Raw genomic sequence first — 18,707 nt, forward strand, 5'->3', positions numbered from 1 at the left:
TCGCCGAAGGCTATGACACCGCTGCAGCCGTGCGGCGCACGGTCATGACCGCGGGCCGCACCGTTGTCTTCTCCGCGACGATGATCGTCGCCAGCGTCGGCGGGATGCTGCTGTTCCCGCAAGGATTTCTGAAATCCTTCGCCTACGGCGCGATCGCCACGGTATCGATGGCGGCGCTGACCGCCATCACGATCCTGCCCGCGATGCTGCCAGTCCTCGGTCCACGCGTGGACATGCTGGGTATCAAGCGGTTTCGCAGGACCAGACCCGCTGAGAAGGTCGAGAACGGGTTCTGGGGTCGCAGCACCCGATGGGTCATGCGCCACCCGGTCAAGGTATTGGTCCCACTGGTCCTCGGGCTCGTGCTGCTGATCCAGCCCATCGGCAACCTGGCATTCGGCGGACTCAGCGAGAAGTACCTGCCGCCGGACAACCCGACACGTCTTGCCCAACAGGAATTCGACCAGCTCTTCCCGCTCCGCAAATCCGACCCCATCGAATTGGTCTTCGTCTCCAACGACTCCAAGGCGGTCGGCGCGCTGTGGAAACAAGCCAACACAGCACCGGGCCTGGCCGCCCCCTTCGGTGTGCCGTCCCGCTCGACCACACAACCCGAGGTCTTCCGCACCACCACCGCGCTCACCGACTCAAGCAACGCCGGGCCCTCCATCGATTACTTGCGTGACCTCCCACAGCCCGAGTCTGTGCGTATGCTCGTCGGCGGCATGCCCGCCCTGCAGAAAGACAGCGTCGACACCCTGCTGTCGCGGATACCGTGGATGGTCACCCTGGTCGTGCTCGTCACGACAGTGCTGATGTTTCTGACTTTCGGGTCACTGGTACTGCCGATCAAGGCAGCCCTGATGAGCGCGCTCGGCCTCGGCTCCACCCTCGGAATCCTGACCTGGATCTTCATCGACGGCCACGGCGAAACGCTGCTGAACTTCACCCCGCAACCGATCACCTCGCCGGTACTGGTGGTCATCATGGCCATCATCTACGGTCTGTCCACCGACTACGAGGTCTTCCTGCTCTCCCGCATGGTCGAAGCCCGCGCGCAAGGAGCCTCGACCACCGAGGCAGTGCGCATCGGCACCGCCCACACCGGGCGCATCATCACCGCCGCCGCGCTGATCCTGCTAGTGGTTGTCGGCGCGTTCGCGTTCTCGGATCTGGTGATGATGCAGTACATCGCTGTCGGCATGATCGCGGCCCTGGTCATCGACGCCACAGTATTGCGCATGCTGCTGGTGCCAGCGACCATGAAACTGCTCGGCGACGACTGCTGGTGGGCACCACAATGGATGAAACGTATTCAGCAGAAGGTCGGCCTGGGTGAACCTGTCCTCGATGACACGCACCCGCGTAACGCCAACCCGGTAGATCTGATCCGCACCACACCGGTCACCGATCCGGTCACCACACAGCTGCCCGCGGTGTTCGGTCCCGACCCCGCACCGTCACCACGGCGGGTGTCACGACTCCGGCGACCACGCCCGCCACGAGCCCTGTCCACCGACCCTGAACCGCCCACCAACCCAATCAACCGCACACTGAACGAAAGCCGTTGACAGTCATGTCGATAACGCATCGTTCAGAGCAACCGATCCAAGCCGTGATCTTCGACTGGCGAGGCACGCTGGTGTCGGGTTTGGACCCACACGGCTGGACACGCGAAGCGCTTCGCCGCAGCGGTCGTGAACGCGACGACCACGCGACCGCAGCCTTATGGCAGGCGATCGAAATGGCGGCTGGTCGGCCGGACCGGCTCGGCGGGCCGCACGTCGACATCACCGCCGCGCTGCACAAAGACACCTACTACGCCGTATTCGCAGACGCGGGCCTCGACACCGAAATCGCCGACGCTCTCTACGCTGTCGAGTCCGATCCAACCTACAACCCATTCGCCAAACGATGCCGCCAAGTCACTGCGGGGCAGTGACTGAAATCGGTTGCAAGATAAGCATTCTCAGCGACATACACTTCGACATTCGGCCGGCCTTCGCTCGGGCGGGTCTGCTCGACCTGATCGACACCTTCGTCTTGTCCTACGTACACGGGATACAGAAGACCCGACCCCGCCATATTTCGCCTGGCCCTGGATCGACTCGCAACTCTGCCCGAACACACTCTGATGGTCGGCGATCGAGCCTGCCACGACGGGGCCGCGGTCGAGGCCGGAATACCAACCCTGCTCATCCCCGCCCTGACCGACATCGAACACAGACGACTCCACCTCGTCGAGGGCGTCATCGCCGCCAGCCGTCAACACCTTGCCGACAGGCAATAACGACCACCACACCTGGCGGGCGGCCGGTCGATCATGCACTTTGGTGCTCCTATCCCAGCTGGTGGAGGCGCTGTTGCACTTGGCTCCAGGCGGTTTTGATGAATCCGGGGACGGTCTTGGATCTCGAGATGGACCGTTATCTGCTCGACCATGACATCATTCATGATCTCGAGTGGATCACCGCCGAGTGACGGGTAGTCGTCATCAATTGCATTGATGACGATTGCCCACGGGCACCGACATGCCCGCAGAGCGAGACGACCAGTGGGGGGCTGTGTCGTTCGTTTGTTCGGGTGTCATCGGACAGCAAGTATGTGGTCCTCGGCGCGAAGAACTCGCTGCCGAAATGGCGTGCCAATGGGAGCGGCTCGCCGAACTGGCTCGCGAGCACACCGTCGAAGGGGAGTGGGTGCGCGGTCACCACGGCCACCCCGAGAACGAGCGTGCAAATCGTCGCGCTGTTCGCGGCACCAAGGAGGCGGCTGCCATGGCGCAGGTCGAACAAACGCCAGAACTTCTTCCCTACCATCCGTCGGACCTGTTCAATGTCCGCGATGAGACTCAGATCCACGCTACGACCCGAGTGCGGGAAACCTGCCACCAGTGCAGAGCAGCGAGATAGCCGAGGACGATCTGTGTCGTCAAGAACTACCGGCGGGCCAGTGCGACTACTGGCGATCGTTGCCGACCGGGAGTATTGGTTCACGGCTACAGAACTCGTGGCGGCCGGGCGTACCACAACGACCCTCGATGCCAATGGCTACTCGAGGGACAGGCGGCCTTCGCGCGGCAGGGAAAGGCGACGCATGACATCGTTCCGGTTGCGGGGCACACGGTAGATCCCGCAGAACTGCAACCTTGCGAGTGGCGTTGCACGCCGCAATGGGGCAGAAAGAAGCGGGGATGATCACATTACTCCGGCGGGCTCGTATTCTGCAGAAGAGAACGCTGGGTGTACCAGGTTCTTCGTAAGGTCATTCCTTGCAGGCGCTCATCCATCACCACAGGTGACTTGAAACCTGAAGACATCGAGGGTTCCATCCTCCAGGCCTGCAGTTTGCCCCTCGGTCAGTTTCCATGAAGCACCGCGATTGTCGAGCGCTTTGTATATGGAAACATGGCAGTTGTTCGCAACATCTCCATAAGCTACCCACTCTTCGGCCGGAAGAATGGCCGTAGGTCGGCTCGTCGGCGGACTGGTGGTCTGTTTGGTGGAGCGCGGCAATCGGAGCTGCAGTCCGGGTCCCGTGATGATTGCTTTGATGTCCTGCACCGGCGATCCCACGAATACTGCCTCTGCCCATGGTCCGGCGTCAGTGGTATCCGCCTTCTGTGTCACCTTCGTGAAGCCCGGTACGTGCAGCTGGTTCAGGCAGCGCTCGGCGTCATTGGGCCTGGACAACCACTCGACAATGCCCCAGATGACAGCTCCCAGCAGTAGGAGACCGACGACGAGCATCGCGACTCGCTTCGAGGGGGTCCGTGTCCAGCTTATTCGCATGTGTACACCCCGCTGAGCAGCTGCTGCGCCTTTTCGAGCGCAGTATTCGTCATCAGAACATACCTTGTACGACTGTGTCGAGGTAGCCTGCCTCGAAATAGTCGGGAATATTTCGCTCAGCGTTGTATCCGGCGGCCAGGAATTGGTCGAGCGTGAACTTTTCCTTAAGCTCGTCCGGTACTTCGCCTGCGTACTGGTCTTGGATCCCCTCGAGATTGTATGTGGCAGCCATGATCGCGAGATCGGGGTCTTCCTTCGGGTCGGACCAGTTCTTGCCTGAGAACTCGGCCGGAAATTTGCTCTTGAATTCGTTGAAGGTGTCCTCCTTAATATTGGTCAATCCCAAGGATTTCGATCGTATGAGATTCCCTCCCTCGCGAATGAACACGTCGTACGCGTGACTCATTTCTCTCTCGATGAACGAGTCGGAGCGGTATCCGCCCTCGTTATACACAATGGCCAGAACAAGACGGGGATCTATGCCTGCGGCGCTCGAGTTCGGCGAGGTGATCGCGCAAGAACCCGCCGAGTCCCGACAGTCGTGCTACCAGCTGATCGAGGTGATCGAGATCGACGCGGAATTCGTCGGTCACAGGTTCGGACTCGACGTTCGTGACGCGGCTGCCGTGTCCTGAGCCTGATAGTTGTCGGCGCTTACGCCGAGCTTGTCTGCCATGACCGCCAACGCATCGACGATCTTGCCGCCGCCATTTCGGGATTCTCGCCACCCTTCCGCGAAAGCTGTTGCTGCGGTACCGCCCCAGCCGCTGGACGCCAGTTCGTCTACCTCACGCCCCGGCGGAGTCCCCCACTCTCACTCATGCGATGCGATTCTATCGGCCTCCGATGCGATGTCCGAGGTTGCGGACCCGCTGGATGCTGCCGCCTATGGACCAGTCGCTGTCATCCAGCACCACCGACTCCACCGGCGGCTCGCCCATGCCCTTCCCTAGGCATTGTTAGCAACCACTGAACAAGCTGTTCCCCCCTTCAGGAACCGTTGAAACGCAACAGGTTCCATCGGTGACCTCCGCGCGATCCGATTCACCGCCGTACCCTCGAACGGAGTGACCGCAGATGAAGGGATCGAGCGATGGCCGAACCGGCTTACGTCACCATCGCGGACGACTACGCGCGGCGGATCCGTAACCGAAGCCTGGCCGGTGGCGCGCAGCTGCCGAGTCATGCGGAATTGGCTGAGCGGCATGGTGTATCGCGGTCGGTGATCCGGCAAGCCATCCAGTTGCTGGCCACCCGGCAACTTGTGCGCACCGTGCCACGGCGCGGCACCTTCGTGATCGATCAATCGCCGGTGGCCCAGCCCGAGAGCCCTACGGTCGACGACGATGTCGACGAGATTCGTGCCGTGGCGCACCCGATCCGGCGAGCGCAGCTGGCCGCCAATCTGATCACCCACTACCAACTCCGCATCGCTGAGCTCTCCGGCATCCGCCAGACCGCTATCGAGGACGCCAATGACCACGGCATGAGCATCGCCGACATCGGCGAGCACCTCGGCCTGGCGAACGGTCGAATCGGCGGGCTGCCGCGGCTGGACCGCTAGCGGCCCGTTCGGCATGCGCCGCTGATCTCGCGCGGCAAGAATCAGGCCGAGCTCTCGTGAAGTTGTCAATCGCGGTGGGTGGGTTGGGGGAGGAGTAGGGCCAGGCCGACTGCGACGACAGGAACGAAACATAGAGCCGTCAGGACTGCTTGTGGCCCTTGGTGGTCGGCGAGCATGCCGAGCAGTGGCACGAACAGTCCGCCGGCGCTGACTGCTAGGCCGAGGGTTACGCCGGCGGCGGTGCCGGGGCGGTTCGGTAGGTAGTCCTGGCTCAGTTTGACGAGTACTGCGAAGGGGATGTTCACCGTGATGCCGGTGAGCGCGGCAAGGGCGAGTCCCAGTAGCGGGCTCGGCGTCAGACGTAACGCGAACATCGCGGGAATGGCTGCGACGCTGCCGATTTGCATGGTGCGCAGCGTGCCGATGCGGTCGGCGAGGCGGCCACCCAGCAGCGTGCCTGCTACGCCTCCGGCCATGAACGCGGTCAGGGCGGCGCCGCCGAGTGCGCGCGACCCTCCGAGGGAGTTGATCCAATACAGCGCGAGGAAGGTGCTGAGACCGAAGGAGATGATGGCGCGGACGACGGCGACGGCGGTGAGCACGAGGAACGGAATCCACCGGTCGTGGCCGACGGTCGAAGTCGTGTCAATCGAGCCGACGGCTTGGCGCAGTTGGTAGCGCCACAGCAGGAAGCCCAGCAAAACCGCTGGGGGAATGAAGAATGCGGTGGCGCCGACGCCGTAGGAGACCAGTGCCGGTGTGGCAAGTGCAGGGGCCAAGAAGAATCCGACGCTGCCACCGGCGGCGAACAAACTCATAGCTGACGCGCTGTTTCCCGCGTCCCGCCTAGCGTCCCGGCCCGCCGACGGGTGGAACGCGGCAACGCCGATCCCCGAGAGCAGCAACAAGATCCACACGATGGGGTAGCTCGGTGCCAGCCCGGACAATCCGGCGCCGAGCCCGGCCACCGCCACCCCGGCAGGCGCGAGCCAGAGCAACCGCCACCGATCAGCGAGCAGACCGAGTACCGGCTGGGGGAGCGAACTCCCCAACGCCGCGGCGAGCGCGAGACCCGACGCGGCGACATAACTGTAGTTCCGCTCCAGTACGAAGAACGGAATGCTCGCGGGCACCAGCCCCTGATAGAAGTCGTCGACCGCATGGGCGATCACCCAGTACCGCATGCGTTTCCATGCGGACCGCACCACCACAACATCTGTGCTCACCATGTCTCCTCCTGTGCCATCCGGCAGCCTATGGACGGCGGGCATCAGCAGGATTCCGATAAACTGCCTGATTATGTCGATCTTCCGCCAGGGAACCACGGTGGCGAAGACGCTGACCGGCGGAGCGCGCATCCATCGGCACCGGCATGCCGACCATCAGGTGGTCTATCCGAGCTCCGGTGTGGCCGAGGTCCGCACCGAGGCGGGCAGCTGGATCGCTCCGGCGGACCGCGCGATCTGGATCCCCGCGGGCAGCTGGCACGAACACCACTTCTACGGCCCGACGCGCTTCCACACGGTGGGCTTCCCGCGCGAGCTGGCCCCCGACTGGACATCCCCGGCGGTGCTAGCGGCATTGCCGCTGGTCCGCGAGCTCATCATCACCTGCTCGACGGCCCAGGACCTGCCCGACGCCGAACTGATCCTGCTGCGCCAGGTCCTGCTCGATCAACTGCGCCGCAGCCCCGAACAGCCGTTGCGGCTACCCGCTGCACGCGACGAGCGACTCCGAAAGGCTTGCGCGCTGGTCGAATCCGACCTCACCGAGGTGTGGACCCTGGCCGGGCTCGGCCGCCGGGTCGGTGCCGGCGAGCGAACGCTTACTCGCCTGTTCCGCACCGAATTCGCAATGACGTACCCGCAGTGGCGCACTCAGCTACGGCTGCACCACGCCGTGCAACTACTCGCCGAGCAGGTATCGGTCACCACAGTCGCGTATCGGTGCGGCTGGTCATCGGCCAGTGCGTTCATCGAGGTCTACCGCCGCACGCTCGGCCACACCCCGGGCGCGAGCCGAGACCTGAAGTAAGCGCCCGAAAGGTGTTGCACCACAAGCGAGCCCTAAGGGCACGACCAATCGAAACCCGCCGCGTGCTCACCCCGAAAGACCACTACTTCTCGAACTGCGCCCGCTTCCAGTCCCCGTACGGCTCGTCCCGCTCGCGCACAGCCTCCCGGAAACCCTCAGTGGCAGAACGTAATTGAAACGCGTAACCCTCACGAGTATGCCGGGAAATCCCGTCGAAAACCGTGCTGATCATCCCCGAATTAGCCACACCTTGCTGGAGCAACGCACTGTTGAGCGCCAGCTTCGCCATCATCAGCTGATTGATCGGCATCCGCGCGATCCGTTCGAGCAACGCCTCGGTGCGCTCATCGAGCTCATCGACCGGGACGGATTCGACTGCGAGCCCCCATTCCTCGGCCTGCTTGCCGGATAAACAGTCACCGGTGAACAGCAGCCGTTTGGCGCGCTGATCACCGAGCCGGTGTGCCCACATCCCCGCGGCCGGAATGCCCCAGACACGGGTGGGCGGATACCCGATCTTGGTGTCGTCGGCACAGATGATCTGGTCGGCATAGAGCGCGATATCGGTACCGCCCGCGACGGCGAAGCCATGCAGTTTGGCGACGGTCGGCTTGTTGGCGTGCAGCAGACTGGCGAAACCGCGATTGAACCGGCTCATCATCGCGTAGTCGACCATGGGATCCCAAGTGCCCCAAGGATTGTGGTTACGCGCCTGGGCCATCGGATCCAGCACCGTGCCGGTGGTGGAGTCCGCGTCGTCGCCCTGGAACCCGCTTTCCGCGAAGAGCGATAGGTCGTAGCCACCACAGAAACCCTTGCCGCGCCCGGAAACCACCATGACGTGCACCCGCGGGTCGAGGTCGGCCCGTTCGACCGCGTGCGCGAGCTCGATCGGAGTGTCGGAGGTGATGGCATTGCCGTGCTCGGGCCGGTTGAAGGTTATTCGCGCGATCCGGCCGGTGACCTCGTAGGTCAGGGTGCGATAGCTGATGTCGGTGGGCGGCAGCTCGCGGCCGGCCCATGGCGAATCGGGGGCTTCGGTGAGTCCCTCATACCAGGCGGCCGGACGGGTCCCGGAATGATTCTCGAAGTCTGACAAGAGGGTTTCCTGACTACATCGGCGCGAACAACGTCCCTTGATATTACATACTTGTGTCAATTGACGGAACACTGTAATACTGATTTCATGCCCACCCACGCGGTCACGAACCAGGTTCCTCCGCTCGTCGACTACGACGCCGCCGAGCAGCCGGTGCTGCTCGAGGCGCTGCACCGCGCGGGCGCCGAGCACGCGCTCGACGAGCTGCACGAGATCGGACGGCTGGCGGGCAGCGCCGAAGCCCTCGAGCTCGGTGACCTCGCCGAGACACACCAGCCGGTACTGAAGACACACGATCGTTATGGCAATCGCATCGACGAGGTCGTCTACGACCCGAGTTATCACCGATTGATGACCTACGCGGTCGGCTTCGGATTGCACGGCGCGGTGTGGGCGGACAGCCGGCCGAACCCGCATTTGACCCGTGCTGCGAAATTGAGCGTGTGGGGCCCGGTCGACGCCGGGCACGGCTGCCCGATCTCGATGACCTACGCCGTGGTGCCCGCCTTGCGCGCCGCTCCCGAACTGGCCGCTCAGTACGAACCTTTGCTGTGCGCAAAGGAATACGACCCCGTCCTGCGTGCGCCGCTGTCCAAACGCGGTCTGATCGCCGGAATGTCGATGACGGAAAAGCAAGGCGGCTCGGACGTCCGGGCGAATACCACCGCCGCCACCCCGATGCCCGACGGCACCTACCGGATCACCGGTCACAAGTGGTTCACCTCCGCACCGATGTCGGATGTATTCCTGGTGCTCGCGCAGGCGCCGGGCGGGCTGTCCTGCTTCTTCGTCCCGCGCGTGCTACCCGACGGCACCCGCAATACCTTTGCGCTGCAACGGCTCAAGGACAAGCTGGGCAATCACTCCAATGCCAGCAGCGAGGTCGAATACGACAACACCGTCGGCTGGCTGGTCGGTGCCGAAGGCCGGGGCGTGCCGACGATCATCGAGATGGTCAACCTGACCCGCCTGGACTGCACCATCGGCACCGCCACCGCGATGCGCACGGGGGTCGCCGCGGCCGCGCATCACGCCGCGCACCGCAGCGCGTTCGGCGCGACGCTGGCCGATCAACCGCTGATGCGTAATGTGCTGGCCGATCTCGCGATCGAGGCGGAGGCGGCGACCACGGTCGCAATGTGGCTGGCCGACCTCACCGATCGTGCGACGGCCGGCGAGGACGGCGCCGACCAGTTGCGCCGGATCTCGTTGGCGGTGAGCAAATACTATGTGTGCAAACGCGGCCCGATCCACGCCGCCGAAGCGCTGGAATGCCTGGGCGGCAACGGATATGTCGAAGAATCGCGGATGCCGCGGTTGTATCGGGAAGCCCCGTTGATGTCTGTCTGGGAAGGGTCGGGCAATGTCGCCGCACTCGACACTCTGCGCGCGATGGCCAAACAACCGGAAACCCTCGGCGCATTTTTCGACGAGGTCAAACGCGCGGCCGGCGCCGATGCGCACCTGGACGCCGCAATCGCCCGGCTGGAGGGGCAATTCGGCGACTTCGACACCATCCAGCATCGCGCCCGCCGGATCGTCGGCGATATGGCGCAGGTACTCCAGGCGTCACTGCTTGTTCGCTTCGGTCATCCGGCCGTCGCGGATGCCTTCACCGTCAGCAGGCTCGGCGGCGAGCACGGCGATGTTTTCGGTACCTTGCCGACCGGTATCGACAGCGCGGCGATCATTCAGCGCGCCACGCCCAAGACGAGCCGCTGAAACCGGTCAGGAGTTTTCAAGCGTCCGATGTGACGAGCAGGTGTTCGGCGAATGCCATGAATTCGGTACGGAACGTCGCGTATTCGGCGCGCAACGCCGACCCGGGCCAGTCGGCGGGGAGCAGCGGATCGGGCAGCAAGGGATCGTCGAGAATATGCCGCACCGCCGCTGCCGCCACCTCGAACCGCTCGCGCAGCGACGACGAACTCGCGAACTCGCCGAGCAACCGCTGCGCGTCCTGCGCCCAAAGCCGTGGCGCGAAAAGGGTTTCCGCCAGCGCGACCGGTGAATCCCCGGGCGCCGCGGTGAACACCGAAACCCGCCTGCCTGCCTCCGGCCCGAGAACGATCTCGATGTTCGCGGGCCGGGTCCACACACCTTCGCGTAATTCGCCGAGTTTGCGGGCGCGCATGGTATCTCGGAACGCGGTCCGCGCGGGCGCGTCGTCACCGACGGCCGTCACCACCGCCAGATACCATTCGCCGCCCCAAGCTTTCACGACGGGACTCACCGCCGCGTCCTGCCTGCGCTGGCGCTCGATCAGCCGGTCCGAGAGCCGATATACGCCGTTCGCGCGTTCCAGATCACCCATGGCAACCATCCGGGTCAGCGCGACCCGCACGGCCGATTGTTGCAGGCCCAGCTCCTCGGCCACCGAAACGATCCAGCTGACCGGTGCTTCCGCCGGATGCGCGCCGAGCAACGCACTCAGAATCGCTGACCGAGCGGTCAGCTTTCGCATGCGCTTCGCCACACACCCCGTCCTCTCCGCGTCACCGTCGGCCGAACTCCGGCCGACGAACCCGAAATTCTACCGACGCGAGTGCCGGGACCGCCGTGCGACATCGCCGCCGGAACTCCCGTGAACTGGCGATGTGCTCCGGCCGAGGTCCGATTCCTCCGGTTTCGCTAGTTCGCGTTGTTATATGCAGCAACAATGTCGGCGGGGATCCGGCCACGCGTCGATACGTTGTGCCCGTTCTTCCTGGCCCATTCCCGGATCGCCGCTGTTTGCTCGCGATCGGTCGCGGAAGTCGCTTTACCGCTGCCTTTGCGCTTCGCCCGTCCTGTCTTGCGCGCTTTTTCCGCCCAGGGCTCCAGGGTCACCCGCAGCTTGCCCGCGTTCTTGGTGGACAGATCGATCTCGTAGGCTACGCCATCGATCGAAAATTGAACTGTTTCATTCGCTTTCGACTTGCCGTCGTAGTCGTCGACCAGGGTGACGGTGACTTTCTTGGCCATGGGATGCGTCCTTTGCGTAGGCACGAGTAATTGCTCGAAATACTAATACCGTATCGCATCGAACTCGGCGAGGAGAAAAGTACTGTGCCGCACAACTGCACGATCATCGCCGGGTGCGCTAGTCAGCGCAGCGATTCCGCCGCTGTCGCGGCTATCGAAGCGGCCACCGCGCTCAATGCCGGTGCGTCGAGCCGCCATTGCTGCCAGTACAGCGGGACATCGATGAATGCCGCGCCATCGATGGGTACCAGCTCGGTGGTAGGAAAATTGCGGGATTGCAGGTCCGGCAACATGCCCCAGCCCAATCCGAGCCGCACCGCCGCCAGGAAACCGGCCGAAGACGGAACGTAATGCCGCGGTGGATCGAGGGGTTGACGGCTGCGGCGGCGCAGGTGCCGGTCTTGCAGATCGTCTTTGCGATCGAATAGCACCACCGGTGCTGTCGCATAAGCCTTGGCGGTCGCGCCGTCACCGAACCAGGTGCGCGCGAAGCGCGGTTCGGCCATCGGCCGGTAGCGCATCGCGCCGAGCCGTTCGACTTTGCAACCCTGCACCGGTGCGGCGGTGGCGGTGATCGCCGCCATGACCGTGCCGTCGCGGAGCAGCCGGGTGGTGTGTTCCTCGTCCTCGCGGTGGATTTCGAAGCAGACGCCGGCCGGCGCGGCGGCGAGCGCGGGCAGCACCCAGGTTTCCAGGGAATCGGCGTTGACCGCGATGGGCAGCAGGGCCGGTCGGTGCGCCTCGCCGAGTTCGCGGGCGGTGTCGACGGCGAGCAACTCGATCTGCCTGGCCAGCCGCAGCACCGCGAGCCCGGATTCGGTGGCGCGCACCGGTTTTGTGCGCTGTAGCAGGACGCGGCCCGCCGCGTCCTCCAGCGCTTTGATCCGTTGGCTCACCGCGGATGGTGTGATCCGCAGGCTCTTCGCCGCGGCGTCGAAGGTGCCCTCGGTGACCGCCGCGTTCAACGCGCGGAGCTGATCCAACTGGAGATCCATGTTAAGGAATCGTAATGGTAGTGCAGAAACTTTAGTTTGCCTGGAGATAATGTGCTGCTTAGCGTCGATGAATATGAACGTCTCCTCGGCGGCTGTGGCGGCCCTCTCCGGTCTCGGTGTCGGACTCTCGCTGATCGTGGCCATCGGCGCACAGAACGCCTTCGTGCTGCGTCAGGGGGTGCGCAGGCAGCACGTCTTCGCGGTGGTCGTGGTGTGCGCGCTGTCGGACGTCGTGCTGATCGCCGCGGGCGTCGCCGGATTCGGTGCGGTCGTGCACTCGGTGCCCGGGGTGCTCACGGTGGTCCGGTATGCGGGCGCCGCGTTCCTGCTGGGCTACGCCGCCCTCGCGGCCCGCCGGGCATTCGGATCGGCGACGCTCGCCGCCGGGTCGGCGGGCGCGACGGTCGCGCTGGGTGCCACCGTCGCCACCTGTCTCGCCCTGACCTGGCTGAACCCGCACGTCTATCTGGACACGGTGGTGCTACTGGGTTCCATTGCGAGTACTTACGCCACCCCCGACCGGTGGTTCCTCGGTGCGGGCGCGATGCTCGGCAGCATCGTCTGGTTCACCGGTCTGGGTTACGGCGCACGGCTGCTCGGCCCGCTGTTCGCCCGTCCGGTCGCCTGGCGCGTGCTGGATTCCGTCATCGCCGTGGTGATGACGCTGCTGGCCGCAGGACTGGTGCTGGCCGGGCCGTCGGCGTGACGTCGACCTTCGGGCGAACAAAATCCGGCGTGTCACAGCCGAAACCCGAATGTTGCCGGCCCGCGGCTTACGAGTGTTGTTCAGCGGGAACGCGGTTGGCTGCCGCGTCGGCGTGACGCGAGACACAGCCCACGTCGTGTCCGTAACCGATTGGAGCCGAGGGGGCCGGGTATGCGACGAATGACCGCCCACACCCCTAATCGGAGGAGTAGTCATGACCAAGCACGACAGCGGACCGCGCGAGGCCGTCGAGGGCGTCGTCGAAGATGTCAAGGGCAAGGCCAAGGAAGCCGCGGGCATCGTTACCGGGAACGAAGGCCTGAAGAGCGAGGGCCGCGCCCAGCAGGACAAGGCCGAGTCCGAGCGTGAGGCCGCCAAGAAGGAAGCCGAGGCCGAGAAGGCCCGCGCCGAGGCCAACCTCGATGAGGCCCGGCAGAGCGCCTATGAGGGTGGCAAGGATTCCTAGTCGCAACGTTTCTTCGGCGGCGTGGGGACGAGCTGTTCCCACGCCGCCGATTTACGTTGCGCTGCGGAACATTTGAGCGGCCGCGGCCCGCTCGGCGAGAATTTCTCGCCGACGCTCGGCCATGGCCGCGGCGGGTGAACGGCCACCGACGATGGCTTCGGCGAGTGCCGCCGCATCCTCGATGGCGTCGCGGGCGCCCACGCCCGCGGCCGGGGTGATCGCGTGGTCGGCGTCGCCGCACAGAATCACCGGGGCCCGGGGTGCCCGCGCGTCGGCGAGCGGCACGGTGCGCGCGTTGGAGACGTGCACGGTGCTGGTGGCGGCCAGCATGGCTTCGGCGAGTTCGGGAATCGCGGTGGTACCGACCAGAATTGGTTCCGTCCACCGGTTGATCGGCTGAGACCCGACCTCGGCTACCGGGATCGGCGCCTGGGTGAGGCGAGTGAACCACAGCGATACCTCGCTGTTCCAGAAGTGCCCGAAGGTACTGACGGGCCTGCCGCCGTCGTCGAGGCGACGGTGGAAGTGCAGCACGGACGGTTCGGTGCTCGGCTGGATCGGCCGGTCGGTGATGCCGTAAACGACGATCTGACCGGCATATTCGGCCGTGCGCCCTGGTTCGAGGCGCTGGCGCGCGAGCGAATCGATGCCGTCGGCGGCGATGATCACGTCATCCGCCGGCAATGGTTTTTCTCCGCTGAACAGCGCCCCGTCGGCACCGTTCAGCTCGGTGACAGGAGTGTCGTAGTGGATGGCAGCCGTTGTGGCAGCTGCGAATTCGGTCAGTACCCGCATGAGATCGGCGCGCAGGTACATGCGGCGACCGGCGCCGGCGCCGCCGCGCACCACCCCGGCACGATCGGCCGCACGCAGCTCGGCCAGCGGATAGGATGCCGCGTGCAGCCGGTCGAGCTCGACGCCCAGCCGCGCCAAGGCGGTATGTGCCCGATCATCCAGTGCCAGAAAGGCTCCCGCGCCGACGGCCGGTTGGCTCTCGTACACCGTGACGGGGTGATTAGCGCGTGCCAGCGCGCCGGCCAGCAACGTGCCCGCGATGCCGCCGCCGATGATCGTGACCATGCACCCACCTTAGGTCGCCCGATCCGGGTGCGGCGGCGTCTCGTACCCGGATCGAGCGAGCCGGCCAGGCGATCAGCAGTCGGTCGGTGCCGGTACGCCGCGCAACCGTTCGTCGAGCCACGCTATCGCGGCCGGTGCGCCGAGCACCGCGGTGGTCAGATGGTCCGGGCTCGGAATCAGCTCCGAGTCGACACGGACACCGGCCGCGCAGTAGCGCCGCACCGTATTGTCGATCGAGGCCACCGGAATGAGCACGTCCTCCCGCGAACGCCATTGGTAGATAGGCATTTTCGGCACACCCTCGTAGAGCTCCAGGCTGTTCTCCTCGAGCACGGCTCGGGCGCTCGGGTCCTCGGCCAGCGAGGTCGAGCTGGCCACGTCGAGGACGCTGCGACCGGCCCCGGCCGCCAGGATTTCGTTGGTGCAACCGTTGGCGATCTGGTCGCGGATCGCCAGGCCCGCGGCGTTCAGGCTGTCGCTGATCGGCAGGCGCGTCGGGTACTCCCGCTCCAGTCCGATGGCCGCGGCGAAGGCCAGCCCGAACGCCGGATGCCTGGAGTAGCCCAGTCCCTCGGTCATTTTCACCAGGTTCATCGGAACGCCGCCCTCGGCCGCGCCGACGATCTCGAGTTCCGGTGCGTAGGTCGGCGCGAGCGCGGCCGCCCAGCCCGTCGCCATGCCGCCGCCGGAATAGCCGAACATCGCCACCGGGCTCTCGGCGACGCCGAGTTCGGCGACCTGGCGGGCCGCCCGGATGCCGTCCAGCGTGATCATTCCGCCCAGCTTGGCCGCCCCGTAGGCGCTGGTCGGCCCGAGATGGTCGGGCAGCGCCACCGACCAACCGCGCAGCAGCACCGCGTTGAGGGCGGGCGCCTCGCGGACGGCGAGATTCGGATCGGCGGTGTAGAGCACCCGCGAGACGGCGCACTGGGCGCCGAGGCCGTTGATGATGTGCTGATAGGACAGCAGCGGCGCGCCCGGTACATGGTCGGGCGGGGTCAGCACGGTAGTGGTGGCCGCGATCGGGTCACCGGCCGAATTGGTGGACCGGAACTTGACCATCGTGACGGTGGTGCCGGGAAAGCCGATCAGCGGTGGCATCGGGCGGACACCGAGCACGTCGCCGGGTTTCGTCCGCTCCAGGTCGGCGGGTGCGGCGTAGAAGGGATCCGGATCCGGCACCGGGTAGATCGGTTGTGCCGCAGCGGTACCCGGCACGACGGCCACGTGGGCCACCGAAATCAACAGGGCGGCAACGGCGAGCGCGGGGCGGATGTGTCCAAGCATGGCGATGAGCGACTCCCATTCATCACGACATTCACGGGGATTGTGGGGCATGTGGAAAGTCGAATAATCCGAAATTCGGCCGTGAATAATCGCCCGGCCGGTGTTCGGACGAGCGACACGATATGGGAAAAAGGGAAAGGCGAGAGGGAGCCGCGCCGTGCGGGAGGGCCGATCCCGGGCAGGGAGTCCCGCCAGCGCCGCACGGTTGCCGGTCGGCCGGTTACGGTGGCCTGGTGATGTTGCTGGTGGTCGGGCTCGGTCTGTTGGGTGTGTTCCTGCTGCGATTCCGCAGCGATCGGCGGCGGCTGAGCAACGGGGTGTTTCTGCTGCTCGGGCTGGCCTTCGCCGGTGTGTGGCTGATCGGCTCCGGCGCCAAGGGCGACCTGCCGGTGGTGCTGGCCGGCCTGCTCCTGCTGTTGTCACCGCTGCTCGTGCTGGTGCTCGCCGGTTTGCTGATGGTCAACGGCGGGCAGATGGTTCGCCGGGAAGGACTGCGTATCGCGAATCTGCTCCCGCTCGGACTCGGCGTCGCCCTGCTCGTGCCCTATGTGTGGCTCGCGGTGGCCATTTTCACCGGCGATATCTGGGTGGTCGTGATTTTGGCGTCGGTGACCATGGCGGTGAGCTACATCGGATTCCTGTTCGCCAGTTTCCTGCTGTACTCACTGTTTTACGGAGCATTGCCTTATCGGCCCGGCATGGACGCGATCGTCGTGCACGGGTCCGGCCTGGTCGGCGCGCGGGTGCCGCCGCTGCTGGCCAACCGCCTGGATCGGGCCATCGAGGTGTACCGGGCCGAGCTCGCGGCAGGCCGCAGGCCGTTGCTGATCACCAGCGGCGGTAAGGGTTCCGACGAGTCCGTGTCGGAGGCCTCGGCGATGGCGAGCTACCTCGTCGACAACGGGGTGCCCGCCGACGCCGTTGTGCAGGAGGATCGTTCGACGACGACGCGGGAAAACCTGCTCTTCACCAAGCGGCTACTGGGCGAGCGCGGCGAATCTACTCGAATGGTGCTGGTGACCAGCAACTTTCACATCCTGCGCACGGCGATCCTGGCTCGCCGCCTCGATCTCGACGCCGAGGTGACCGGTTCACGGACGGCGTTCTACTACCTGCCCTCAGCGATTCTGCGCGAGTTCGCCGCGATCGTCGTGGCCTACAAGTGGGTCAATGTGCTCACCTGTGCCGCGCTGATGGCGCTGCCGGTGCTCGCGCTACTGCTCACCCGCGATATGCCGCACCACTACGGGGACTGAGGCAGGTCGTCGAACGGCTTGTGCGGAATCCCGACGGTGAGCCCGCCGTCGATCACGAACTCGGCACCGGTCGAGTAGGAGGATTCGTCGCTGGCCAGGAAGGTGATCAGCGCGGCGACCTCGGACGGGTCGGCGGCGCGGCCCATCGGGATCTGCAGGAACTCCGCGGGGATGCCCTCGGTCATCGGCGTGGTGATCAAGCCGGGGTGTACCGAGTTGACCCGAATGTTGTGCTGCGCCAACTCGAGTGCCGTGGACTTGGTCAGGCCGCGGACGGCGAATTTGGTCGCCACGTAGCCGTGCAGGCCGATGCTGCCGCGCATGCCCTCGACCGAGGAGATATTGATGATCGAGCCGCCGCCCGCCTCGATCATCGCGGGGGTGGCGGCCTGCATCCCGAGAAACGTGCCGGTGAGGTTGATGTCGATGATCCGCTGCCATTCGGCCAGCTCGAAGTCGACGAGCAGGTTGCCGTTGGCGATGCCCGCGTTGTTCACCAGGACGTTGAGCGAGCCGAACCGCTGCACCGCCTCGGCGACCGCGCCCTTCCAGTCGCCCGGTTCGCGCACGTCGAGGTGCACGTAGGCGGCGGCGTCGCCCAATTCCTTGGCGACCGCGGCGCCTTCGTCGTCGAGCACGTCGCCGAGGACCACGCGGGCGTCCTCGGCCACCATGGCCTTGGCGTGCGCGGCGCCCATGCCGCGGGCACCGCCGCTGATCAACGCCACTTTGCCGGTCAACCGCCCCATCGCGGCACCTCCGTCTCTCGTTCGTCCACGCCCAACGTACTAGAACAAGTTGCAGAAGTGCGCCGGATCGGGTGCTGGTCTCGCGTCCGATCGTGCCACATCGCGGCGTGGAGCGGGGAAATGTGTTGCGTGCCTGGGCATTCGGGACGGTCTAGCCGGGACCGCCCGCTCGAATTAGGGTTTCTCGGATGACTGAGCCCACCGTCTTCACCATGGCGTCGCTGCGGCACGCCGCGGGCACCGACCTCGGTGTCAGCGACTGGATCGAGGTCACCCAAGACCGCATCACCGCCTTCGCCGAGGCCACCGAGGACCGGCAGTAGATCCACGTCGATCCGCTGCGCGCGGCGGACGGGCCGTTCGGCACGACCGTCGCGCACGGGTTCCTGACCTTGTCGCTGCTCCCGGCGATCACCCGGCAGCTGTTCGAGATCGCCGATGCCGGTGCGCGGATCAATTACGGCCTCAACAAGGTTCGGTTTCCGGCTCCGGTTCCCGCGGGCTCCAGGATTCGTGGAAGGTCCAAAATTATCGATGTCGCGGAAGTGGCCGGAGGTCTCCAAGTCGTGCTCGCGACGACGATCGAGTGTGAGGGTTCCGGCAAGCCCGCCTGTATCGCCGAGTCGATCGTGCGCGCCTTGGCGTAGGGCGGTCATTGCCCGCCGTCCTGCCGCCGCTGTGGCATCATCGTGTAGAACACGTTCTAATTCTGGCCG

At 65.4% G+C, this 18,707-nt stretch carries 21 protein-coding genes and 2 pseudogenes; 12 read left to right on the plus strand and 11 right to left on the minus strand.

Translation table 11 applies throughout. The features are described from left to right. The 4 genes and pseudogenes from IBX18_RS18905 to IBX18_RS43435 all read left to right on the plus strand — a co-directional run. Nucleotides 1-1,571, plus strand: a 1,571-nt coding sequence (locus tag IBX18_RS18905; protein ID WP_194834970.1) for an MMPL family transporter, incomplete at its 5' end; no start/stop codon positions are given. 5 nt (nt 1,572-1,576) lie between these two features. Further along, complete coding sequence (locus IBX18_RS42140) at nt 1,577-1,942, plus strand: hypothetical protein (RefSeq protein ID WP_228541420.1); 366 nt, start codon at nt 1,577-1,579, stop codon at nt 1,940-1,942. 135 nt (nt 1,943-2,077) lie between these two features. After that, nucleotides 2,078-2,290: pseudogene (locus IBX18_RS43430) on the plus strand (HAD hydrolase-like protein); the annotation flags it as partial. A 346-nt stretch (nt 2,291-2,636) separates the two neighbouring features. Further along, the gene (locus IBX18_RS43435) at nt 2,637-2,912 is read left to right on the plus strand and encodes an RNase H family protein (RefSeq protein WP_373889212.1); all 276 of its coding nucleotides are present in this window, start codon (nt 2,637-2,639) and stop codon (nt 2,910-2,912) included. A gap of 369 nt (nt 2,913-3,281) precedes the next feature. Here the strand turns inward: IBX18_RS43435 and IBX18_RS18920 are convergent, their stop codons facing one another. Beyond that, a complete protein-coding gene (locus IBX18_RS18920) occupies nt 3,282-3,749 on the minus strand; it encodes a hypothetical protein (RefSeq protein ID WP_194834972.1) in 468 nt (155 codons plus the stop codon). A gap of 94 nt (nt 3,750-3,843) precedes the next feature. Continuing rightward, nucleotides 3,844-4,245, minus strand: coding sequence for a hypothetical protein (locus tag IBX18_RS18925; RefSeq protein WP_373889204.1), 402 nt, complete (start codon nt 4,243-4,245; stop codon nt 3,844-3,846). 25 nt (nt 4,246-4,270) lie between these two features. On the opposite strand from IBX18_RS18925, the gene IBX18_RS18930 reads away from it, so the two are divergent. Further along, nucleotides 4,271-4,426, plus strand: coding sequence for a hypothetical protein (locus IBX18_RS18930; RefSeq protein ID WP_194834974.1), 156 nt, complete (start codon nt 4,271-4,273; stop codon nt 4,424-4,426). Here the strand turns inward: IBX18_RS18930 and IBX18_RS43440 are convergent. Beyond that, a complete protein-coding gene (locus tag IBX18_RS43440) occupies nt 4,381-4,569 on the minus strand; it encodes a WXG100 family type VII secretion target (protein WP_194835441.1) in 189 nt (62 codons plus the stop codon). The two genes, IBX18_RS18930 and IBX18_RS43440, sit on opposite strands and share 46 nt — an antisense overlap. 315 nt (nt 4,570-4,884) lie before the next feature. Here IBX18_RS43440 and IBX18_RS18940 point away from each other — a divergent pair, with 315 nt between their 5' ends. Next, nucleotides 4,885-5,355: a GntR family transcriptional regulator gene (locus tag IBX18_RS18940; protein WP_194834975.1), complete on the plus strand. Its 471-nt coding sequence runs from the start codon at nt 4,885-4,887 to the stop codon at nt 5,353-5,355. Nucleotides 5,356-5,420: 65 nt separating this feature from the next. Here the strand turns inward: IBX18_RS18940 and IBX18_RS18945 are convergent, their stop codons facing one another. Continuing rightward, entirely contained in the window at nt 5,421-6,539 is a 1,119-nt protein-coding gene (locus IBX18_RS18945; protein WP_194835442.1) for an MFS transporter, read from the minus strand. A 115-nt stretch (nt 6,540-6,654) separates the two neighbouring features. On the opposite strand from IBX18_RS18945, the gene IBX18_RS18950 reads away from it, so the two are divergent. Continuing rightward, entirely contained in the window at nt 6,655-7,389 is a 735-nt protein-coding gene (locus IBX18_RS18950; protein WP_194834976.1) for a helix-turn-helix domain-containing protein, read from the plus strand. Between the two features lie 82 nt (nt 7,390-7,471). Here the strand turns inward: IBX18_RS18950 and IBX18_RS18955 are convergent, their stop codons facing one another. Beyond that, the gene (locus tag IBX18_RS18955) at nt 7,472-8,488 is read right to left on the minus strand and encodes a crotonase/enoyl-CoA hydratase family protein (RefSeq protein ID WP_194834977.1); all 1,017 of its coding nucleotides are present in this window, start codon (nt 8,486-8,488) and stop codon (nt 7,472-7,474) included. A gap of 87 nt (nt 8,489-8,575) precedes the next feature. Between IBX18_RS18955 and IBX18_RS18960 the strand changes: the two genes are divergently transcribed. Continuing rightward, entirely contained in the window at nt 8,576-10,210 is a 1,635-nt protein-coding gene (locus IBX18_RS18960) for an acyl-CoA dehydrogenase family protein (RefSeq protein WP_194834978.1), read from the plus strand. A 16-nt stretch (nt 10,211-10,226) separates the two neighbouring features. On the opposite strand, the gene IBX18_RS18965 is transcribed toward IBX18_RS18960, so the two are convergent. From IBX18_RS18965 to IBX18_RS18975, 3 genes are all read right to left on the minus strand, one after another. Beyond that, nucleotides 10,227-10,952: a PaaX family transcriptional regulator C-terminal domain-containing protein gene (locus IBX18_RS18965; protein WP_194835443.1), complete on the minus strand. Its 726-nt coding sequence runs from the start codon at nt 10,950-10,952 to the stop codon at nt 10,227-10,229. Between the two features lie 167 nt (nt 10,953-11,119). Beyond that, complete coding sequence (locus tag IBX18_RS18970) at nt 11,120-11,452, minus strand: Lsr2 family protein (protein WP_040733052.1); 333 nt, start codon at nt 11,450-11,452, stop codon at nt 11,120-11,122. A gap of 122 nt (nt 11,453-11,574) precedes the next feature. After that, entirely contained in the window at nt 11,575-12,447 is an 873-nt protein-coding gene (locus IBX18_RS18975; protein WP_194834979.1) for a LysR family transcriptional regulator ArgP, read from the minus strand. Nucleotides 12,448-12,520: 73 nt separating this feature from the next. Here IBX18_RS18975 and IBX18_RS18980 point away from each other — a divergent pair, with 73 nt between their 5' ends. Then, nucleotides 12,521-13,153 (plus strand): LysE/ArgO family amino acid transporter, encoded by a 633-nt coding sequence (locus IBX18_RS18980; protein WP_194834980.1) that lies wholly within the window; start codon nt 12,521-12,523, stop codon nt 13,151-13,153. A gap of 214 nt (nt 13,154-13,367) precedes the next feature. Further along, on the plus strand, nt 13,368-13,619 hold the full coding sequence (locus IBX18_RS18985; RefSeq protein WP_107654943.1) for a CsbD family protein: 252 nt from the start codon (nt 13,368-13,370) through the stop codon (nt 13,617-13,619). A gap of 51 nt (nt 13,620-13,670) precedes the next feature. Here the strand turns inward: IBX18_RS18985 and IBX18_RS18990 are convergent, their stop codons facing one another. Further along, entirely contained in the window at nt 13,671-14,699 is a 1,029-nt protein-coding gene (locus IBX18_RS18990; RefSeq protein ID WP_194834981.1) for an NAD(P)/FAD-dependent oxidoreductase, read from the minus strand. 72 nt (nt 14,700-14,771) lie between these two features. Beyond that, nucleotides 14,772-15,986: a lipase family protein gene (locus IBX18_RS18995; protein ID WP_194834982.1), complete on the minus strand. Its 1,215-nt coding sequence runs from the start codon at nt 15,984-15,986 to the stop codon at nt 14,772-14,774. A 236-nt stretch (nt 15,987-16,222) separates the two neighbouring features. On the opposite strand from IBX18_RS18995, the gene IBX18_RS19000 reads away from it, so the two are divergent. Next, entirely contained in the window at nt 16,223-17,242 is a 1,020-nt protein-coding gene (locus IBX18_RS19000; protein WP_228541466.1) for a YdcF family protein, read from the plus strand. Here the strand turns inward: IBX18_RS19000 and IBX18_RS19005 are convergent. Next, nucleotides 17,230-17,991, minus strand: a complete 762-nt coding sequence (locus IBX18_RS19005) for a glucose 1-dehydrogenase (protein WP_194834984.1) — start codon at nt 17,989-17,991, stop codon at nt 17,230-17,232. The two genes, IBX18_RS19000 and IBX18_RS19005, sit on opposite strands and share 13 nt — an antisense overlap. Before the next feature lie 188 nt (nt 17,992-18,179). On the opposite strand from IBX18_RS19005, the pseudogene IBX18_RS19010 reads away from it, so the two are divergent. Next, nucleotides 18,180-18,638: pseudogene (locus IBX18_RS19010) on the plus strand (MaoC family dehydratase). Nucleotides 18,639-18,707: the final 69 nt, after the last annotated feature.

The sequence above is a fragment of the Nocardia sp. XZ_19_369 genome (genome assembly GCF_015355715.1).
Lineage (GTDB): Bacteria > Actinomycetota > Actinomycetes > Mycobacteriales > Mycobacteriaceae > Nocardia.